The 16,459-nt window shown below is 72.2% G+C and carries 14 protein-coding genes; 5 read left to right on the top strand and 9 right to left on the bottom strand.

Annotated elements, in window-relative coordinates:
- Nucleotides 1-4: 4 nt before the first annotated feature.
- From ABZV93_RS06120 to ABZV93_RS06110, 3 genes are read right to left on the bottom strand one after another with little or no spacing between them, the layout of a single operon-like run.
- Nucleotides 5-436: an NUDIX hydrolase gene (locus ABZV93_RS06120; protein ID WP_354931145.1), complete on the bottom strand. Its 432-nt coding sequence runs from the start codon at nucleotides 434-436 to the stop codon at nucleotides 5-7.
- Nucleotides 433-1,107 carry a Type 1 glutamine amidotransferase-like domain-containing protein gene (locus ABZV93_RS06115; protein ID WP_354931143.1) on the bottom strand — a complete coding sequence of 225 codons (675 nt, stop codon included), beginning with the start codon at nucleotides 1,105-1,107 and terminating at the stop codon, nucleotides 433-435. The genes ABZV93_RS06120 and ABZV93_RS06115 overlap by 4 nt, the downstream gene beginning before the upstream one ends.
- A complete protein-coding gene (locus ABZV93_RS06110; protein ID WP_354931140.1) occupies nucleotides 1,108-2,064 on the bottom strand; it encodes a ribose-phosphate pyrophosphokinase in 957 nt (318 codons plus the stop codon).
- 112 nt (nucleotides 2,065-2,176) lie between these two features.
- Here ABZV93_RS06110 and ABZV93_RS06105 point away from each other — a divergent pair, with 112 nt between their 5' ends.
- Together ABZV93_RS06105 and ABZV93_RS06100 are read left to right on the top strand one after the other, a co-directional pair.
- On the top strand, nucleotides 2,177-2,359 hold the full coding sequence (locus ABZV93_RS06105; RefSeq protein WP_354931373.1) for a TetR family transcriptional regulator: 183 nt from the start codon (nucleotides 2,177-2,179) through the stop codon (nucleotides 2,357-2,359).
- Between the two features lie 134 nt (nucleotides 2,360-2,493).
- Nucleotides 2,494-4,386, top strand: coding sequence for an acyl-CoA dehydrogenase (locus ABZV93_RS06100; RefSeq protein ID WP_354931138.1), 1,893 nt, complete (start codon nucleotides 2,494-2,496; stop codon nucleotides 4,384-4,386).
- 128 nt (nucleotides 4,387-4,514) lie between these two features.
- On the opposite strand, the gene ABZV93_RS06095 is transcribed toward ABZV93_RS06100, so the two are convergent.
- A complete protein-coding gene (locus ABZV93_RS06095) occupies nucleotides 4,515-5,480 on the bottom strand; it encodes an LLM class F420-dependent oxidoreductase (protein ID WP_354931135.1) in 966 nt (321 codons plus the stop codon).
- A 178-nt stretch (nucleotides 5,481-5,658) separates the two neighbouring features.
- Here ABZV93_RS06095 and ABZV93_RS06090 point away from each other — a divergent pair, with 178 nt between their 5' ends.
- On the top strand, nucleotides 5,659-6,177 hold the full coding sequence (locus tag ABZV93_RS06090; RefSeq protein ID WP_354931134.1) for an NUDIX domain-containing protein: 519 nt from the start codon (nucleotides 5,659-5,661) through the stop codon (nucleotides 6,175-6,177).
- Here ABZV93_RS06090 and ABZV93_RS06085 read toward each other — a convergent pair whose 3' ends face one another.
- Nucleotides 6,178-8,559, bottom strand: coding sequence for a family 43 glycosylhydrolase (locus ABZV93_RS06085; RefSeq protein WP_354931132.1), 2,382 nt, complete (start codon nucleotides 8,557-8,559; stop codon nucleotides 6,178-6,180).
- 250 nt (nucleotides 8,560-8,809) lie between these two features.
- On the opposite strand from ABZV93_RS06085, the gene ABZV93_RS06080 reads away from it, so the two are divergent.
- A complete protein-coding gene (locus tag ABZV93_RS06080) occupies nucleotides 8,810-10,186 on the top strand; it encodes an NADP-dependent succinic semialdehyde dehydrogenase (RefSeq protein WP_354931130.1) in 1,377 nt (458 codons plus the stop codon).
- A 66-nt stretch (nucleotides 10,187-10,252) separates the two neighbouring features.
- Here ABZV93_RS06080 and ABZV93_RS06075 read toward each other — a convergent pair whose 3' ends face one another.
- The 4 genes from ABZV93_RS06075 to ABZV93_RS06060 are packed head-to-tail and all read right to left on the bottom strand — an operon-like array spanning nucleotide 10,253 to nucleotide 15,455.
- Nucleotides 10,253-11,776 (bottom strand): DUF6297 family protein, encoded by a 1,524-nt coding sequence (locus ABZV93_RS06075; RefSeq protein ID WP_354931128.1) that lies wholly within the window; start codon nucleotides 11,774-11,776, stop codon nucleotides 10,253-10,255.
- Nucleotides 11,773-12,408 carry an ABC transporter ATP-binding protein gene (locus ABZV93_RS06070; RefSeq protein WP_354931125.1) on the bottom strand — a complete coding sequence of 212 codons (636 nt, stop codon included), beginning with the start codon at nucleotides 12,406-12,408 and terminating at the stop codon, nucleotides 11,773-11,775. The genes ABZV93_RS06075 and ABZV93_RS06070 overlap by 4 nt, the downstream gene beginning before the upstream one ends.
- On the bottom strand, nucleotides 12,405-13,079 hold the full coding sequence (locus tag ABZV93_RS06065; RefSeq protein WP_354931122.1) for a helix-turn-helix domain-containing protein: 675 nt from the start codon (nucleotides 13,077-13,079) through the stop codon (nucleotides 12,405-12,407). The genes ABZV93_RS06070 and ABZV93_RS06065 overlap by 4 nt, the downstream gene beginning before the upstream one ends.
- Before the next feature lie 54 nt (nucleotides 13,080-13,133).
- Nucleotides 13,134-15,455, bottom strand: coding sequence for an MMPL family transporter (locus ABZV93_RS06060; protein WP_354931119.1), 2,322 nt, complete (start codon nucleotides 15,453-15,455; stop codon nucleotides 13,134-13,136).
- A gap of 79 nt (nucleotides 15,456-15,534) precedes the next feature.
- Between ABZV93_RS06060 and ABZV93_RS06055 the strand changes: the two genes are divergently transcribed.
- On the top strand, nucleotides 15,535-16,449 hold the full coding sequence (locus ABZV93_RS06055) for a TetR/AcrR family transcriptional regulator (protein WP_354931117.1): 915 nt from the start codon (nucleotides 15,535-15,537) through the stop codon (nucleotides 16,447-16,449).
- Nucleotides 16,450-16,459 lie beyond the last annotated feature (10 nt).

Genomic DNA, 16,459 nt, shown 5'->3' with positions numbered 1-16,459 from the left:
ACTCCTACGACGTAGCGGTACGCGGCGTCGCCATCAGCAGCGTGGGTACGCCCGGGTCCCCGGTCTCGCCCGACCGCACCGGCAGGGGCACCCAGTCCAGGCCCACCATCCGCGGGCAGTCGCACGGCAGGTCGGGGTCGACGCCGAGGCGTGGCTCACCCTCGGCGCAGGTCACCGCGAACGCCGACGTCTGCCCGGAGGGATACGGGAAGTCGTAGAGGTAGCGGACATCGAGGCAGGTCAGGCCGACCTCCTCGGCCACCTCGCGGCGGACCGCGTCGGCGGGTTCCTCGCCGCGGTTGATCCCTCCACCCGGAAGCGTCCAGTACTCCTGGCCGTCGTGCCGACCGGTCGCCCCGAGCCCCCGCTCGCGCACCATCAGCACGGCGCCGTCGCGGAGGATGACCGCCGCCACCCGCCGGCGGCGGGGTCTCACGCGGGGCTGCCGGCGTAGCTGGTGCTGCCCGGGGCGAGCTTGCGGCGCCCCGCCGGCGACACCAGGAGGACCGGGTCGGGCCCCACCGCAGTGACGGCGTTCCCGGCCACGATCGCGTTGGCGTGCTCGGTCAGCGCGAGGACGGGCCGGCGGTAGGTGGCCGTCCACACCGCTTCGCGCGGCAGGTCGCCGTCGGCGTGGTGCACGAACACCGCGTGGCCCGCGGCCAGGTCGGCGCCGGTGGTGTCGACCACCTTGTCGTCGTTGCGGTCCAGGTGCGCGACCGTACTGATGTCCGCGCCGAGCAACGCCGCGCCCGCGCTGCCGCCGAAGACCATGCCGCCGGTCGCGACGTACTCACGCAACCGGTCCAGCAGGCCGAAGCGCTGGGCGTGCGCGAGCAGGCGGTAGGTGTTGCCGCCACCGATGTAGATGCCGCGTACGCCGGTGAACGTCGGTGGGGTGTCACCGGTCCAGGTCGAGATGTCGCGGACGCCGAACGGCTCGTAGATGTCGCGCAGCCACGCCTCGGCACCGGCGTACCGCTCCGGCTCCGCGCCGACCGGCCAGAATGCCAGCGGACCCGCGCCGATCGCGTGCGCGAACTGCTCGTCCAGCGGCTTGGAGACTTCGGGTCTGCCACCCCCCGCGAGGAACACCCGCCCGGTCACCTATACCTCCATAGCCCGACTGTCGAAGAGACTACTCACCGACTCGCCGAGGTGGATCCGGCGGATCGCCTCGGCGAACAACGGCGCGATCGAGCGTACGGCCAGGTGAGGAAGGTTGTTGTCCGGAGCGAGCGGGACGGTGTTGGTGGTGACGATCTCGTCGACGTCGTCCTGCACCGCCAGGCGCTGCACTGCCTTGCCGGTGAACAGCCCGTGCGTGCAGGCGAGCACGATCCGGCCCGCGTGGTGCTCGCGCAGCCGGTCGAGGAGTTCGACGATGGACCCGGCGGTGGCGATCTCGTCGTCCAGCACGATGACGTTCTTACCCTCGACGTCGCCGACGATCGCGTCGATCACCACCCGGTCGTCGCTGAGGCGCTGCTTGCTGCCCGCGGCGACCGGGAGGTTGAGCAGCCGGGCGAACTGCGTGGCCGCCTTGGCGTTGCCGAGGTCGGGCGAGACGACGACGGTGTTGCTCAGGTCGCGTCCGGCGAAGTGCTTGGCGAGCTCGTTGATGGCGTTGAGGTGGTCGACCGGGATGCTGAAGAAGCCGTGCACCTGCGGTGCGTGCAGCGCCATCGTCAGCACCCTGCTCGCGCCCGCGGTGGCCAGCAGGTCGGCGACCAGCCGGCCGCCGATGGAGATCCGCGGCTGGTCCTTCTTGTCCGAACGCGCGTAGGCGTAGTGCGGGATCACCGCCGTGATCTGCGCGGCCGACGCGCCACGCGCCGCGTCCAGCATGAGCAGAAGCTCCATGAGGTTCTCCTGCACGGGCGGAACCAGGGGCTGCACGAGGTAGATGTCGCGTTGCCGGCAGTTGGCGCGCAGCTGGACCTGCAGGCAGTCGTTGCTGAACCGCTGGATGTGGGCCTCGGACAGCTCGACGCCGAGTTCGGCGCAGATCTCCTGGGCCAGCCTGGGGTGCGCGCTTCCGCTGAAGACGCCGATCTGAGGCATGGTGGATGAGCCAATCGTGACCGGGGGGCGGGCGGGGCGGTGACGACGGACCTCAGGGTAACCCGCTCTCCTCGGCGTACGCCCACGCGCCGGGTCGTAGGCGACCCGCCTCCTGCAGGGCGTCCTGCAGGAGGCGGAGCTGTCCGCAGGCGCGGTCTACCGCTACTTCCCGGACAAGAACGACATCGTCGAGGCCATCGCCACCCACGCGCTGGCACGCGGGGAGATCAGCGCCGACGTGCCGGCGCACAACTTAGGTTACCGACAGGTAGCCACCGAAGTTACCGGCAGGTAGCATCGGCTGCAGCGGTCCAGGTCCACCTCCCGGTCGATCCCGACCGGTCGATCCCGCCCGGTCGACGCCCGCGACCCCCCGCCGTCCCGCCTGCGTCCGGTAGCACCCGGCCCCCGTCCGAAGGAGCGCGCCCGATGAGCCACTACAGGAGCAACCTCCGCGACCTCGAGTTCACGCTCTTCGACGTGCTCGGGCGCGGCGAGGCGCTCGGCTCCGGCCCGTACGCCGAGATCGACGTCGACACCGCGCACAGCATCCTCTCCGAGGTCGACCGGCTGGCCCGCGAGGAGGTGGCCGCGTCCTTCGTCGACGGCGACCGCAACCCGCCGGTCTACGACCGCGACGCCCGCACCGTACGGGTGGGCGAGTCGCTCAAGGACAGCTTCCGGGCCTGGATGGACGCGGAGTGGTGGCGGCTGGAGATTCCCCCGGAGCTCGGCGGACAGCCCTGCCCGCCCTCCCTGCGCTGGGCGGTGTCGGAGCTGGTTCTCGGCGCCAACCCCGCGCTGTTCATGTACTGCAGCGGCCCCCGCTTCGCCGGCGTCATCTCCCGCAAGGGCACCCCGGACCAGCAGCGGCTGGCGCAGCTGATGATCGACCGCCAGTGGGCCGCCACCATGGTGCTCACCGAGCCGGACGCGGGTTCCGACGTGGGCGCCGGCCGTACCCGCGCGATCCAGCAGCCCGACGGGACCTGGCACCTGGAGGGCGTGAAGCGCTTCATCACCAGCGGCGAGCACGACCTGACCGAGAACATCGTCCACTTCGTGCTCGCCCGGCCGGTCGGCGTCGAGGGTGCCGGCGGCCCGGGCACCAAGGGCCTGTCGCTGTTCCTCGTACCCAAGTTCCACGTCGACCTGGAGACCGGCGAGCTGCGCGGCCGCAACGGCGTACACGCCACCAACGTCGAGCACAAGATGGGCCTGAAGGTGTCCACCACCTGCGAGCTCACCTTCGGCGAGGGCGAGCCGGCCGTCGGTCACCTGCTCGGTGACGTGCACGACGGCATCCGGCAGATGTTCCTGGTGATCGAGTACGCCCGGATGCTGGTCGGCACCAAGGCCATCGCCACCCTGTCGACGGGCTACCTGAACGCGCTGGAGTACGCCAAGGAGCGCGTGCAGGGCGCCGACCTCACCCGGATGGCCGACAAGACCGCTCCCCGGGTGACCATCACCCACCACCCCGACGTACGCCGCTCGCTGCTCACCCAGAAGGCGTACGCCGAGGGTATGCGTGCACTGCTGCTCTACACCGCGTCGGTGCAGGACGTCGTGGAGGCGGGCGAGTTCGCCCAGCGGCGCGGGGAGGACGAGCGCGCCGCGGCCGGGCTGAACGACCTGCTGCTGCCGGTGGTCAAGGGCTACGGCTCCGAACGCGCGTGGACGCTGCTCGGCTCGGAGTCGCTGCAGACGTTCGGCGGCTCCGGCTTCCTGCAGGACTACCCGATCGAGCAGTACGTCCGCGACGCCAAGATCGACACGTTGTACGAGGGCACCACCGCGATCCAGGGCCAGGACCTGTTCTTCCGCAAGATCGTCCGCGACCAGGGGCAGGCGTGGGGCCGGCTCGCCGGGGAGATCCAGGCGTTCGTGAAGTCCGGTGCGGGCAACGGCGCACTCGACGCCGAACGCGGCCTGCTCGGCAAGGCACTCGACGACGTGCAGGGCATTCTCACCGCGATGGTGGGCTACCTGCACAGCTCCCAGCCGCAGGTGCCCGGCGGTGACCCGGCCAACCTCTACAAGATCGGCCAGAACACCACCCGCCTGCTGCTGGCCGTCGGTGACCTGGTGTGCGGATGGCTGTTGCTGCGCAAGGCCGAGGTCGCCCTTGCCCGCCTGGGCGGCGAGTCCGCGGGCAGGCACGGCGGCGAGCTCCGTCCGGACGACCGCGCGTTCTACGAGGGCAAGGTCGCCGCCGCCCGGTGGTTCTGCGCGCAGGTGCTGCCGAAACTCACCGCCGAGCGGGCGATCGCCGAGTCGACAGGCAACGATCTGATGGAGCTGTCCGAATCAGCCTTCTAGAGCGGGCCTGATCGACCTACTCTGGCCTGACCGGCGCACACCGAAAGGTGCCCGCCTCAGATACCTCGGGCCGGGTTCGACGGCTACCCCCCAACCGTCGGCCCGGCCCGAGTCATGCCTTCGCCGCGTCAGAAGTTGAAGCGGGCCAGGGTTTCTCCGGCGAGGCGGACGTTGTCGACCTCGTGCGCGTCCAGCATGTTGAACAACAGTCCGTCCAGCCCGGCGTCGACGTGCGCCTGCACCTGCTCCAGCACCTGGTCGGGGCTGCCGGCGACGAGCATCGCCCGCACCTGTTCCTCACCGAAGCCGGTGGCGGCGCGGATCTGCTCGACCTTCTTGTCCGCCTGCTCGGCGGTCGGCGCGATCACCATCGTGCACAGCTTGGTCTTGGTGATCTCGGCCGGGTCGCGGCCGACGTCGGCGCAGTGCCGGGCCAGCACGTCGAGCTTGTGCCGGATGGTGGGCAGGTCACCGAAGATGTTCGACGCGTCGCCGTACTCCGCGACCAACCGCAGGGTGCGCTTCTCGCCGCTGCCGCCGATCATCACCGGCGGGCCGCCCGGCGTCACCGGACGGGGAACGTTGAACGCCTCGTGGATCCGGTAGTACTTGCCGGAGAAGCTCGGTGCGTACTCGGTGAACATCGCCCGGCAGATCTGCAGCGCCTCCTCCAGCCGGTCCATCCGCTCGCGGGTGGACGGGAAGTCGAAGCCGTAGGCGTTGTGCTCGCTCTCGTTCCACGCCGCGCCGATACCGAGGATCGCCCGGCCGGAGGAGATGACGTCCAGCGTGGTGACGGTCTTGGCGAGCAAGGCGGGGTTGCGGTAGGTCACGCCGGTGACCATGGTGCCGAGCCGGACCCGGGAGGTCCGCGCGGCGAGCGCCGACAGCAGGCTGTACGCCTCGAACATCGGCTCGTCCTCGGCGCCGAGTCCGGGCAGTTGGTAGAAGTGGTCCATCACCCACACCGAGTCGAAGCCGCCGGACTCCTCCGCGGTGGTGGCGATGTCGGCGACCCGTTCGAACAACGCCGAGTCGGGCACGCCGGGATAGGTGAACCGTGGGATCTGCAAACCGAAACGCGTGACAGTCACTGGCTGGGCTCCTTCGCTGTGGCTTCGTCGCCTGTGACGGATACCTCTCGTCAGCCTATGCGCTGGATCGGTGGCGCTCCCACCTGAGGACGCGCTCTGAGGACTCTGAGTACACGCCTGGGGACGGGACGACCATGACCGGTTTGCGGCCGGCCGCCCGCGCCCTGATCATCTGTCCATGAACCAGACTCCTGCGCCGGTGAGGCGCAGACATGCCGTCCGGGCGGTCATCCTGGCCGATGACGACCGTGTCCTGCTGTGCCGCTTCAGCTTCCCGCATCCGGCCGTGCCGGCGGGTGCGACGGTCGTATGGGCGGCCCCGGGCGGCGGCATCGAGCCCGGTGAACTGCCGCTGGAGGCACTGCGCCGGGAACTGCACGAGGAGACGGGGCTGGTCATCGACGCCGACCCGCCGCACGTCTGGCACCAGGAGGTCGCCGCTCCCGCCAACGCGGACGGGTACGACGGCCTGGTCAACGACTACTTCCTCGTCCGCACCAGGCACTTCGATCCCCGCGGCGCACTGTCCGAGGAGGACCTCGCCGCCGAGCACATCAGCGGGATGCGATGGTGGCAGCACGCAGACATCGCCACATATGGCGGCACCGACCTCTTCTCACCCCGCGACCTCGCCACACCGCTGGCGGCGCTGATCGGCGGAGACATCCCGAGTACGCCGGTGATGCTCGGACTGTGATCAGCGTTCCACCCGGAAGTAGTCGAACACCGACATGGCCGGGCCGTACTTCCCGGTCGTCTCCGGTGTGGACGCCTGCGACACCAGCCCGACCTGCGGGTCGGCGTCCGCGGGCAGCGTCCAGGTCAGTCCCCACGTCCAGTGGGTGCCGTCGGTGCTGGACGCCGCGCGGTAGCGGTGTTCGCCGGTACGCGGGTCGCGGGAGTGCACCAGCCGCAGCCACGTCGTGTCGGCCGGTGCCCCGATCAGCCCGCCACCCCAGGACCGGCGGCCCTGGAACACCGTCTCCTTGCCGAACTCCACGATCCGGGTCGGGCCGACCGCCACCACGTCCAGCCGCAGGAACTCGTCGTCGTCCGCGTACACGATCAGGCCGCCCTGCTGGAAGTTGCGATCGACGTCCTCGCCGAGGTCGATGGTCAGCTTCGTCTGCACGGTGTAGTCGCCGTCGGGCATGGCCGACCGCAGCAACAGGCCGGGCGTTCCGTCGCCCACCAGGTCACCGGTCTGCGTCGGCCAGCGCAGGGCGCCGCCGCTCACCTGCGCCTTCGGGTCCGGCCGCACCCAGGTCCAGCCGTCGCCGAGTGAGCCGTCGAACTCGTCGGAGTACGCCGGGTCGACCCGGCCCGGCTTCGGGGCGGGCACCGCGCGGGTCACCGGCGTGTAGAGCGGGTTCGCGGCGAAGTTGTCCGCCTCGGCGGTGACTCCGGAGCCTCCGCCGGATCCTGCGGACACCAGGCCGGCGCTGCCGGGCCGGTCCAGGCCGTGCGGCAGGTCGAGTCGTACGGTCGCCCACGGGTCCTCCAGCCGGGCGTCGGTGACGTCGGCGGTCGCGGTGGTCCCGCGGACCTGCAGGGCGAGCACGTGCCACGCGGAGGTGTCGAACCCGGCCGGGAGCGAGACCGCCGCACGGCGCACCTGGCCGCCGAGCCGGGCCTCGATCCGTACCTGCCGGGCGCCCGCGTCCAGGACCGCACGCACCCCGGACCCGTCGGAAGCAGCCCGGGCGACCACGCCCACCGCACCCTTCGCGTCGTCTCCGGGCACCCGCACGTCGGCCTCGACGCGCACGTCGGGACGAGAGATCGTCCGCCGGGTCAGCGCCGTGGTCGTGCCGGACAGCCGTGCGAACCGGCCCGAGTCCGATGCCTGGTCCGGGCCGGCGACGTTCATCGCACCGCCGGCCACGGTGAACGCCGAGCCGGTCGCCGCCGGGTCCTCGAACCGGTCGTCCACCTCGCCGCGCACCACCGGCGCGGGCTGCGGACCTTCCGACGCGCCCAGCCCGGCGCGGACGGTCGGCCAGCCGTCGATCCAGTCCATCCGGTCCAGGTTCATCGGCCGCATGGTGAAGCCGGGCGAGACGTCCAGCCACGGGTCGAAGCGGTCGATCGCGTGGTAGGCCATGTAGGTCTGCCCGCTCACGTCGAGCGCGGCGGAGTGGTGACCGGTGCCGATCCACTTGTTGCCGTTCGGCGCGATGACGGGGGTTCCGCCGGCCCGGCTGGCCAGCAGCGGCTTGCCAAGCCTGTCGACGAACGGTCCGAGCGGGCTGCGGGAGCGCCCGGCGAACACCGAGTAGCCGGTGGTGGGGCCGGCGCAGCAGTTCGCCGAGGAGCCGAACAGGTAGTACCACCCGTCGCGTTCGAGCACGTTCGGTCCCTCGTAGCGGGACGCCGCGACGTGCACCGGTTCGCCGACCGTGCGCAGCCCGTCGGCGGACAGCTTCACCACCCAGACGCCGGTGCCGAAGCCGCCGTAGTACAGGTAGTGCGTTCCCGTGCTGTCGGTGAACATCGCCGGGTCGATCACCGTGTCGTACCCGCCGCCCACCGGCTTGGCCGGGACCAGCGGCCGGTCCGACGGCGTCCACGGACCGGCCGGGGTGGGTGCGGTGGCCACGCCGATCGCGGGGTCGAACCCCTGCGTGGTCGTCGTGGTGTCGGGGACGGTGAAGTACAGCAGGTACTTCCCGTTGAGGTAGCGGATGTCGGGCGCCCAGAAGCCGGTGGTCGGTGTCGCCCAGGACGGCCGCCGGCCCTCGGGGAACACGTCGCCGACCCTGCGCCAGTGCACCAGGTCCGGCGAGGTGGCGATCTTGTACGACGAACCTGTCGTACCCGTCTCGTCGTACGGGCCGCCGGTGGCGTAGGCGTACCACTGCCCGTCCTTGCCCCGCATCACCGCCGGATCGGGAAAGTCGATGGAGTAGCCGCGGGTCACGTAGTTGGTGTACGTCGCCCGCTGCGCGTCCGCCGGCCGGCTGGCGTTCGCCGGTGCCGGCGCGGCGGCGAGGGCCGCCGCGGCGAGAGCACCGCCGAGCACACCGGCCAGCGCTGCACGGCGGGGTAGAGCCTGACGGGAGTGCCGGAACGGCTTCATCGGTGCTCCTTCGGGTTCCGCGGGATCGCACCACCACGGCTACGTGGGCCACATCCGGGGTACGACATGCCCGATGTGTCCGTTCCGACGTGTCTAGGCGTACCGGCCAACGTTGTAAAGATCGGCTGGCCGGGTCCGGCCGTGCGACGTCCGGCCCGAAGCCGCGCCAGGATGGGGACATGGCCGGCCGCCCGGCCGGTGCGAGCCCTGCGCCACCAGCGCGACGTCAGCGTTCTGCGAAGGAGTGCCCATGCCGATCGCCACCGTCAATCCCGCCACCGGCGAGACCCTGGAGGAGTTCACCGCCCAGTCACCGGACGAGGTGGACCGCCGGCTGGCGGCCGCGGAAGAGGCGTTCCGGGCGTTGCGGCGGACGACGTTCGAAACCCGCGCGGAGTGGATGCGGGCGGCCGCCGACGTCCTGGAGCGCGAGACCGACCGCGTCGCGGCGACGATGACCACCGAGATGGGCAAGACGCTCGGCGCGGCGAAGGCCGAGGCGACCAAGTGCGTGCACGGCATGCGCTACTACGCCGACAACGCCGAGCGCCTGCTGGCCGACGAGCCGTATCCCCACCCGGACAAGGTCGGCGCCTCCAGCGCGTACGTCACCTACCAGCCGCTGGGGCCGATCCTCGCGGTGATGCCGTGGAACTTCCCGCTGTGGCAGGTGATCCGGTTCGCCGCGCCGGCGCTCATGGCGGGCAACACCGGGCTGCTCAAGCACGCGTCGAACGTCCCGCGCACCGCGTTGTACCTCGACACGCTGTTCATCCGCGGCGGTTTTCCCGAGGGCAGCTTCGCCACCCTGCTGATCGGCTCCGCAGCCGTCGAGCAGGTGCTCACCGACCCGCGGATCCGGGCGGCGACGCTCACCGGGAGCGAGCCGGCCGGCCGCTCGGTCGCGGCGGTCGCCGGCAAGCACGTCAAGAAGACCGTGCTGGAGCTCGGCGGCTCCGACCCGTACGTCGTGATGCCCTCGGCCGACCTCGACAAGGCGGCGCAGGTGGCCGTCACCGCGCGCTGCCAGAACAACGGCCAGAGCTGCATCGCGGCGAAGCGGTTCATCGTGCACGAGGACTGCTACGACGAGTTCGCCGAACGCTTCGTCGCCGCGATGGCCGCGCTGAAGGTCGGTGACCCGATGGACGAGGAGACCGATGTCGGCCCGCTGGCCACCGAGTCCGGCCGCGACGACGTGGAGCAGCTGGTCGCGGACGCGGTGGGCAAGGGCGCGAAGGTGCTCTGCGGCGGCGACACCCCCGACCGGCCGGGCTGGTGGTACCCACCGACGGTGCTCGCCGACATCACCCCGTCGATGCGGATGTACACCGAGGAGGTGTTCGGCCCGGTCGCCCAGCTCTACCGCGTCGGTTCGCTCGCCGAGGCGATCGAGCTGGCCAACGTCACGACGTTCGGTCTCGGCGCGAACGCCTGGACCCGCGACGGCGACGAGCAGGCGGCGTTCGTCCGCGACCTCGAGTCCGGGATGGTGACCATCAACGGCATGGTCACCTCCTACCCCGAGCTGCCGTTCGGCGGCGTGAAGAACTCCGGCTACGGCCGGGAGCTGGGTGCCCCGGGGCCGAAGGAGTTCTGCAACGCCAAGACGGTGTGGGTCGGCTGAGACCGGTTGACGTCGGCCGAGTCCCACTGAAGCCGTGCGTCAGCCCTTGCGTCAGCGGGGTGACGGTCAGCCGCGGTACGCCGCGAACGCCAGCAGGGCCAGCGGCAGGCCGAGGGCAAGCACCCACGGCAGCCCGAAGACGAGCGGCACGACACCGACCAGGGCGAAGTCCGGTCCGCGGAAGATCTGCGCCACGAAGCCCGCCGGGAGCGCGCCGGCCGGGGTGGAGATGAGCGGGCCGTCGTAGCTGACCCGCTGCCGGGTCACCGAACGGATCCCACCGGCGGCGATCGTCGCGGCGAGCGCGAGCCAGGTGACCGCGGCGGGTTCTGGTGCGGAGAACCCGAAGACGAGCATGGAGTTCCCGGCGACAGCGGGCAGCGCGGCCAGCGCCCACAGGACGGCGGCCGCAACCAGGGGTGCCGCGAACGCCATCCGCAGCGGCCGGTCGGTGACCGGGAAGGCGCGCCGCAGCCCGGCCGACCGCGCGACGACGTGCAGGCCGCCGCCAAGCGGGCGCAGCGCGAGATACCCGACCACCACGGCGAGGATGGGGGTGAGCGTGGGTACGCCGATCCGGTCGACGGCGTACGGCACCGCCAGCAGACCCACGGCGAGCGCCAGCCGCTGGGGCGACCGCAGGGACCGCTGCGCCTCCCGTACGGCGACCGCGACCAGACCGCTCCCGTGTCCGCGCAGGACACGCCCGGCGCCGCGCTGCCGGAACCTCCGGGCGACCAGCAGGTCGGACACCATCGAGGTGTCCAGCGAGGCCGCCGCACCGGCCAGCCCGGACAGGAGTTCGCCTCCGGCGACGAGGTCCCGGCGTGGCAGCCGGCCGACCCGGCGGACGACGGTGACCACCAGTAAGAGGGCAGCGACCCCCGCCACCACAGCGCACGCGACCAGCGGACCCGGCCGCGCCCAGGCCGTCGACCACACGGCCCGGTCGAAGAGCAGCAGGGGTACGACGGCCAGGGTGGCGACCACCACCACGTCGCAGCCGATGCCCAGCGCCCGGCGTACCTTCGGCGTTCCCTGGACGAGGATCGACGCCGCCACCGCCACCACGCCGACACCCGCGCCGGCCAGGGCACCCGCGCCGACCGCGGCGGGGTGGCTGGAGGTGAGCAGCACGAGGACGGACGCCAGCCCGGCCCCGAGAACGATCGCGCCCGCCAGCAGCGCGGCCGCCGGCCGGAGCAGCAGCCCGCGCCGGTCGACCGGCGTACCCAGCAGGAAAGTCCCCGACGCCCGGCTGGCCACCAGCGGTCCCAGTGCGACCAGCGTCCGCACCGCGAGCGCCAGCACCGCCGCACCCAGCGGCAGCGGCAGCACCAGCCGGGCGTCCACGCAGCCCGGCCCGGAGCAGCGGGCGATCTCCAGCCAGGCCCGGGACAGGGTCGTACCGGCCATCGACCCCACCATGAGCACCGCGAACAGCCACAGGTAGAGCTGGTCCAGCGCCTGCCCGAGCGTGCGGTTGGAGTGGTCGCGGCGGCGTTGCCGGATCTCCCGCCGCAGGCTCCGCGCCGTCGGCACGGTGACCGGCCGGCCGGGAGTCGACGGCGCGCCCACCCTGGCGGTCACGCGTCGCCGCCGACGCGCAGGGTGTCCGTGGCGACGGCCCTGATCAGGTCCGGTGAGTGGCTGGCGAACACCACGGCCACCCCGGCGGCCAGATCGCACCGCAGCTTCTCGGCGAGCCACTGCCGTCCCTCGACGTCCAGCCGCTGCTCGGGTTCGTCGAGCACCAGGAGCCGGCGCGGCCGGACGAACGCGGTGGCCAGCGCGAGCCGGTGCCGCTGGCCCGACGACAGCGTGCTGGGGAACTGCCGGGTGGTGCCGTCGATCCCGAGTTCGCGCAGGGTGTCGTCGACCGCGTCCTCGGGATCCGGCACGCCGTGGGCGCGGGCCAGCAGGTCGAGGTGCTCGGCGACGGTGAGATCGGGGAAGAAGTCGATGTCGTCGAAGACGGTGGCCACGTCGCGGCGGATGTCGGCGGAGGTCTCCTCGTACGTCGCCCCGTCGAAGGTCACCGTGCCGCCGGTGGGTTTCTCCGCGCCGGTGAGGCAGCGCAGGAGCGTGCTCTTGCCGGTGCCGTTGCGGCCCACCACGGCGAGCGCGGAGCCGGCGTTCACCGTGAACGACACCGCGTCCAGGACCGTGTGTGCGCCGTAGGCGTGGCGGAGCCCGTCGACGACGAGCAGCGGCGCGGTCATGCGGTCACCTTCTCCACGTCCAGGGTGTCGCCGATCTGGCCCAACAGGTCGAGGAACGCCTGCTTGCCGGCCGCCACGTCGCCCTCGCCGGGTGGGGTGTCGACGGTCGCGGCGAACATGTCCGCAACGAGGTCGAGGGTCTGGCCGAGAAGCGCGGGACCGGTCTCGGCTCCGGCGCGGACCGGGCCGATCATGATCATGCCCAGCGAGATCACACCCATCAGGTGGCCGAGCACCGCCGGGTCGACCTCGGCGCGCACCAGGCCGGCCGACCGCAGGCGTTCCACGAACGCCTCGCTGAGTGCCAGCCGCGGGCCGCTCGGGCTGGGCGGGTTGCGGCGCAGGCGGGTGCCCAGCACCTCGACGTCGCGGGTGTAGAGCGCCCGCAGGAAGGGCCGGTCGAGGAGTTCGGCGGTGCAGTGGTGGTAGATCCGGGAGAGCCGGCCGCCCTGCTCATCGGCCTGGACGCGCGTGGCGGCGGCTCCGAGATAGGCCCGCAGCTCGTGCCGGACCAGTGCCTCGACCAGGGCGTCCTTGCTCTGGAACTCCAGGTAGATCGCGCCCTTGGAGATGCCGGCGGCCCGGGCGATCTCGTCCACGGTCGTCTTGGCCACCCCGAACCGCACGAACAGCTCGGCTGCGGCGACCAGCACGCGCTCGGTCCGATCCATCCCACTCCCATGCTCTCCGACTGCCCCACCAGCTGACCGGTTGGGCCCATCCGGTCAGAAGGTAGCAGCCCTTTCCCGGTCGGCCTCGGGGCCGGTCTCCGAGTCAGGCGTCGGATCAGGCTCCGGGCCGTCCGGGCCCGGCTCCGACGGCCCCTCCAGCGCCAGCCGGTGAGCCAGCCGCGCCAGCGGGCGGGGCGCCCACCAGGCGGCACCGCCGAGCAGCGCGAGCACCGCCGGCACCAGCAGCCCGCGCACGATCGTGGCGTCCACGGCGATCGCGATCAGCATGCCGAGGCCGATCAGCTTCATGAACTTCAGCCCGCTCAGCGCGAACGCCCCGACCACCACCGCCAGCAACAGGGCGGCGGCACTGATCAGCCCGCCGGTGCGCCCGAGGCCGATCACCACCGCCTCCTTCGCCGACGCACCCGACCGGTAGGCCTCGGCGATCCGGGACAGCAGGAACAGCTCGTAGTCGGTGGACAGCCCGAACAGCACGGCCAGCATCAGCACCGGGATGGAGGCGTCGATCGGGCCGGCCTCGGTGTTCAGCAGGCCGGTCAGGTGCCCTTCCTGGAAGATCCACACCACGGCGCCGAAGGACGCGGTGAGGGACAGTCCGGACAGCAGAACCGCCTTGACGGGTACGACGCCCGAGCCGAACGCCAGGAACAACAGCACCAGCACCGCGCCCGCGAGCACCGCGAGCATCCACGGCAACCGGTCGCCGATGGCCTGCAGCGAGTCGACCAGCGACGCGGTGGGGCCGCCGACCAGCACCTCGTCCACACCCGCCGGCGGCCCGAGGTCGCGTACTTTCCGTACGGCATCCTGCGCGGCCTCGCCCTGCGGGTCGCCGTCGACCTGCGCGGCGAGCACCACCCGGTCACCCTTGCCCCCGAGCGGCGCCACCTGCCCCATGCCGGGCACCGCGGAGATGTCGGCGGAGAACTCCCGCACCGCCTGCTGCCCCGGCGCCCTTCCGTTCGCGCCGACGAGGACCACCTGGGCGGCGTCGGTGGACGCGGCCGGCAGCCGGTCGCGGACCTGTTCGGTGGCGGTACGCACCGGGTTGCCCCTGGGCAGCACCGAGGCGTCCACCTCGCCGTACTCCGCGCGCAGGAACGGCGTACCCGCGAGCAGCAGGGCGCCGATCACGACCACCGCCACCAGCGCGGGTTGCCGCATCACCACCCGGCCGATGCGGCCCCAGCCGCGCTCGGTCCGGACCGCCGACCGCGCATGCCGGCCGGTGCTCCGGGGGCGGCCGGCGCGTCGGTTCCGCCCCCACGGGACCGCCAGCGCGTCGACCCGGTAGCCCAGCACGGCGAGCAGCGCGGGGAGCACGGTGACCGCGGACAGCGCCGCGACGATGACCGCCGCGATCCCGCCCAGCCCGATCGAGCGCAGCATCCCCTGCGGGAACACCAGCAGCCCCGACAGCGCCGCGGCCACGGTGAGGCCGGACACCAGGACGGTGCGGCCGGAGGTGCGCATCGCCACCGCCAGCGCGGCCCGGACGCGTTCCCGGTCGGCCTCCCTGCCGCCGCTTCGATCGGCACCCGCCGCAGTCGTCCCGGCGTGCAACTCCTCCCGGAACCGGCTGACCATGAACAACCCGTAGTCGATGGCCAGGCCGAGGCCCAGCAGCGTCACGATGTTCATCGCGAACACCGACACGTCGGTGAACGCCGAGAGCACCCACAGCACGCCGAGCGCGCCGACGATGCCGATCCCGCCCACCACGAGTGGCAGGCCGGCCGCGACCAAGCCGCCGAAGACCACCACGAGCAGGACCATCAGGACGGGGAACGACACGAGTTCGGCCCGCTTCAGGTCGCTCTCGGTCTGTGCGTTGACCGCAACGCCCATCGCCGCCCAGCCGCTGAACCGCACGGTCAGGCCCCGCACGCCGTACGTCGCGCCGCTCTGACCGTCGAGCTCTCGCTGCACGGCCTCCCAGTCGGCCAGCTGGTCACCCTTGGCGGTGGTCTTCAGCCGGATGCCCACCGCGGCGGTACGCCCGTCGCGGGACAGCTGCGCCGGCTGCTGCCACCAGCCGGTCGCACCGGCCACCTTGGCGGCGGGCAGGCCGGCGACCTTCCGCTGGACGGCGCGGACGGTCGCGGGGTCGCGCATCGACCGGCCCGCGGGCACCGTGTAGACGGCCAGGGCGTCCACGCCGTGGCCGCCGAGCGTCCTGGCCACGGCGGAGTTCGCGCGCACGGACTCGCTGCCGGGCACGTCGTACCCGCCCTGGTCGAGCCGGCCGGTGAGCGTCGTCGACGCGACTCCGGCGAGCACCGCGAGGGCCGCCGCCACCGAAAGAACCCACCAGCGGCGGCGCACGACCAGCCCTGCCCAGCGTGCGAGCATGGATACCTCCGGAATGCGGAAAATGTGACGATCCTAAACTTGCTAAAGGATCGTAACGAAGGACGAGGTGACCAACGACATGAGAGCGGCCACATCGGCGCGTGGTCCCCGTCCGTCCCCGTCCGCTCACCAGACGGCCCCAGCCCCGGCGGCCCCGGCCGCGTCGGACGTCCGGCCGAGCCGCCGGGAACTGCGGCGGCGGGAGCTCCTCGCCGACATCGGCGCCGCCGTCCGCGAACTGGTGGTCGCCGAGGGACAGCCCGCGGTGACCATGGCGGCGGTCGCGGCCCGGCTGGGGGTCACCCCGCCCGCCCTCTACCGCTACGCACCGCAGGGACGCACCGGCCTGCTCGACCTGGGCTGCGCGTCGGTCGCGCACGAGGTCAGCGCGGCCCTGCGCGACTATCGAGCCTCCCTCGGCCCCGAGCCGCTGGACCAGGCGGTCGGCATCTGCCGGGCGTTCCGCCGCTGGTCGCTGGACCACCGCGCGGAGTTCGCGCTGCTCTTCGCGCACCCGGCCGACCACCTCAACCAGCTCACGCTCCACACCGGAACGCCAGCCGGCGCCACCGACACCACCGGCGCCGCCTACACCACAGGGGACAACGACGGCGGCGTGGAGGCCGAGGTGATCGCGGCCGTCCACGACCTGGCCTGGGTGTTCGAGGAGACGATGCTGAGACTGTGGGCCGCACGGTCGTTCGACGTGCCCGCCGACGAGACCCTGCCCGCGGCCCTGCGTACCAGCCTCACCGGCTACCGCGACGAGGTGCTCACCCGCGCCCGGGCGGCCGGCGTGACCGTCGACTCGCTTCCGGTGGCCGCGATCTCCACCCTGCTGCAGTGCTGGGTACGGGTGTACGGCCTGATCTCGCTGGAGACGTTCGGGCATCTGGCCCACATCGGAGGCGATCCCGAGCCGTTGTTCGAATCCGCACTCGACGAGCTGACCCGGCTCGCCGGAACCGCTCCCGAGCGCACGCCCGAAGCCTGAGCCTGAGCAG

Source organism: Actinopolymorpha sp. NPDC004070, assembly GCF_040610475.1.
Classification (GTDB): domain Bacteria; phylum Actinomycetota; class Actinomycetes; order Propionibacteriales; family Actinopolymorphaceae; genus Actinopolymorpha.
The sequence above is the reverse complement of the archived record's forward strand: the minus strand, read 5'-3'. Positions and strand labels throughout refer to the sequence as shown.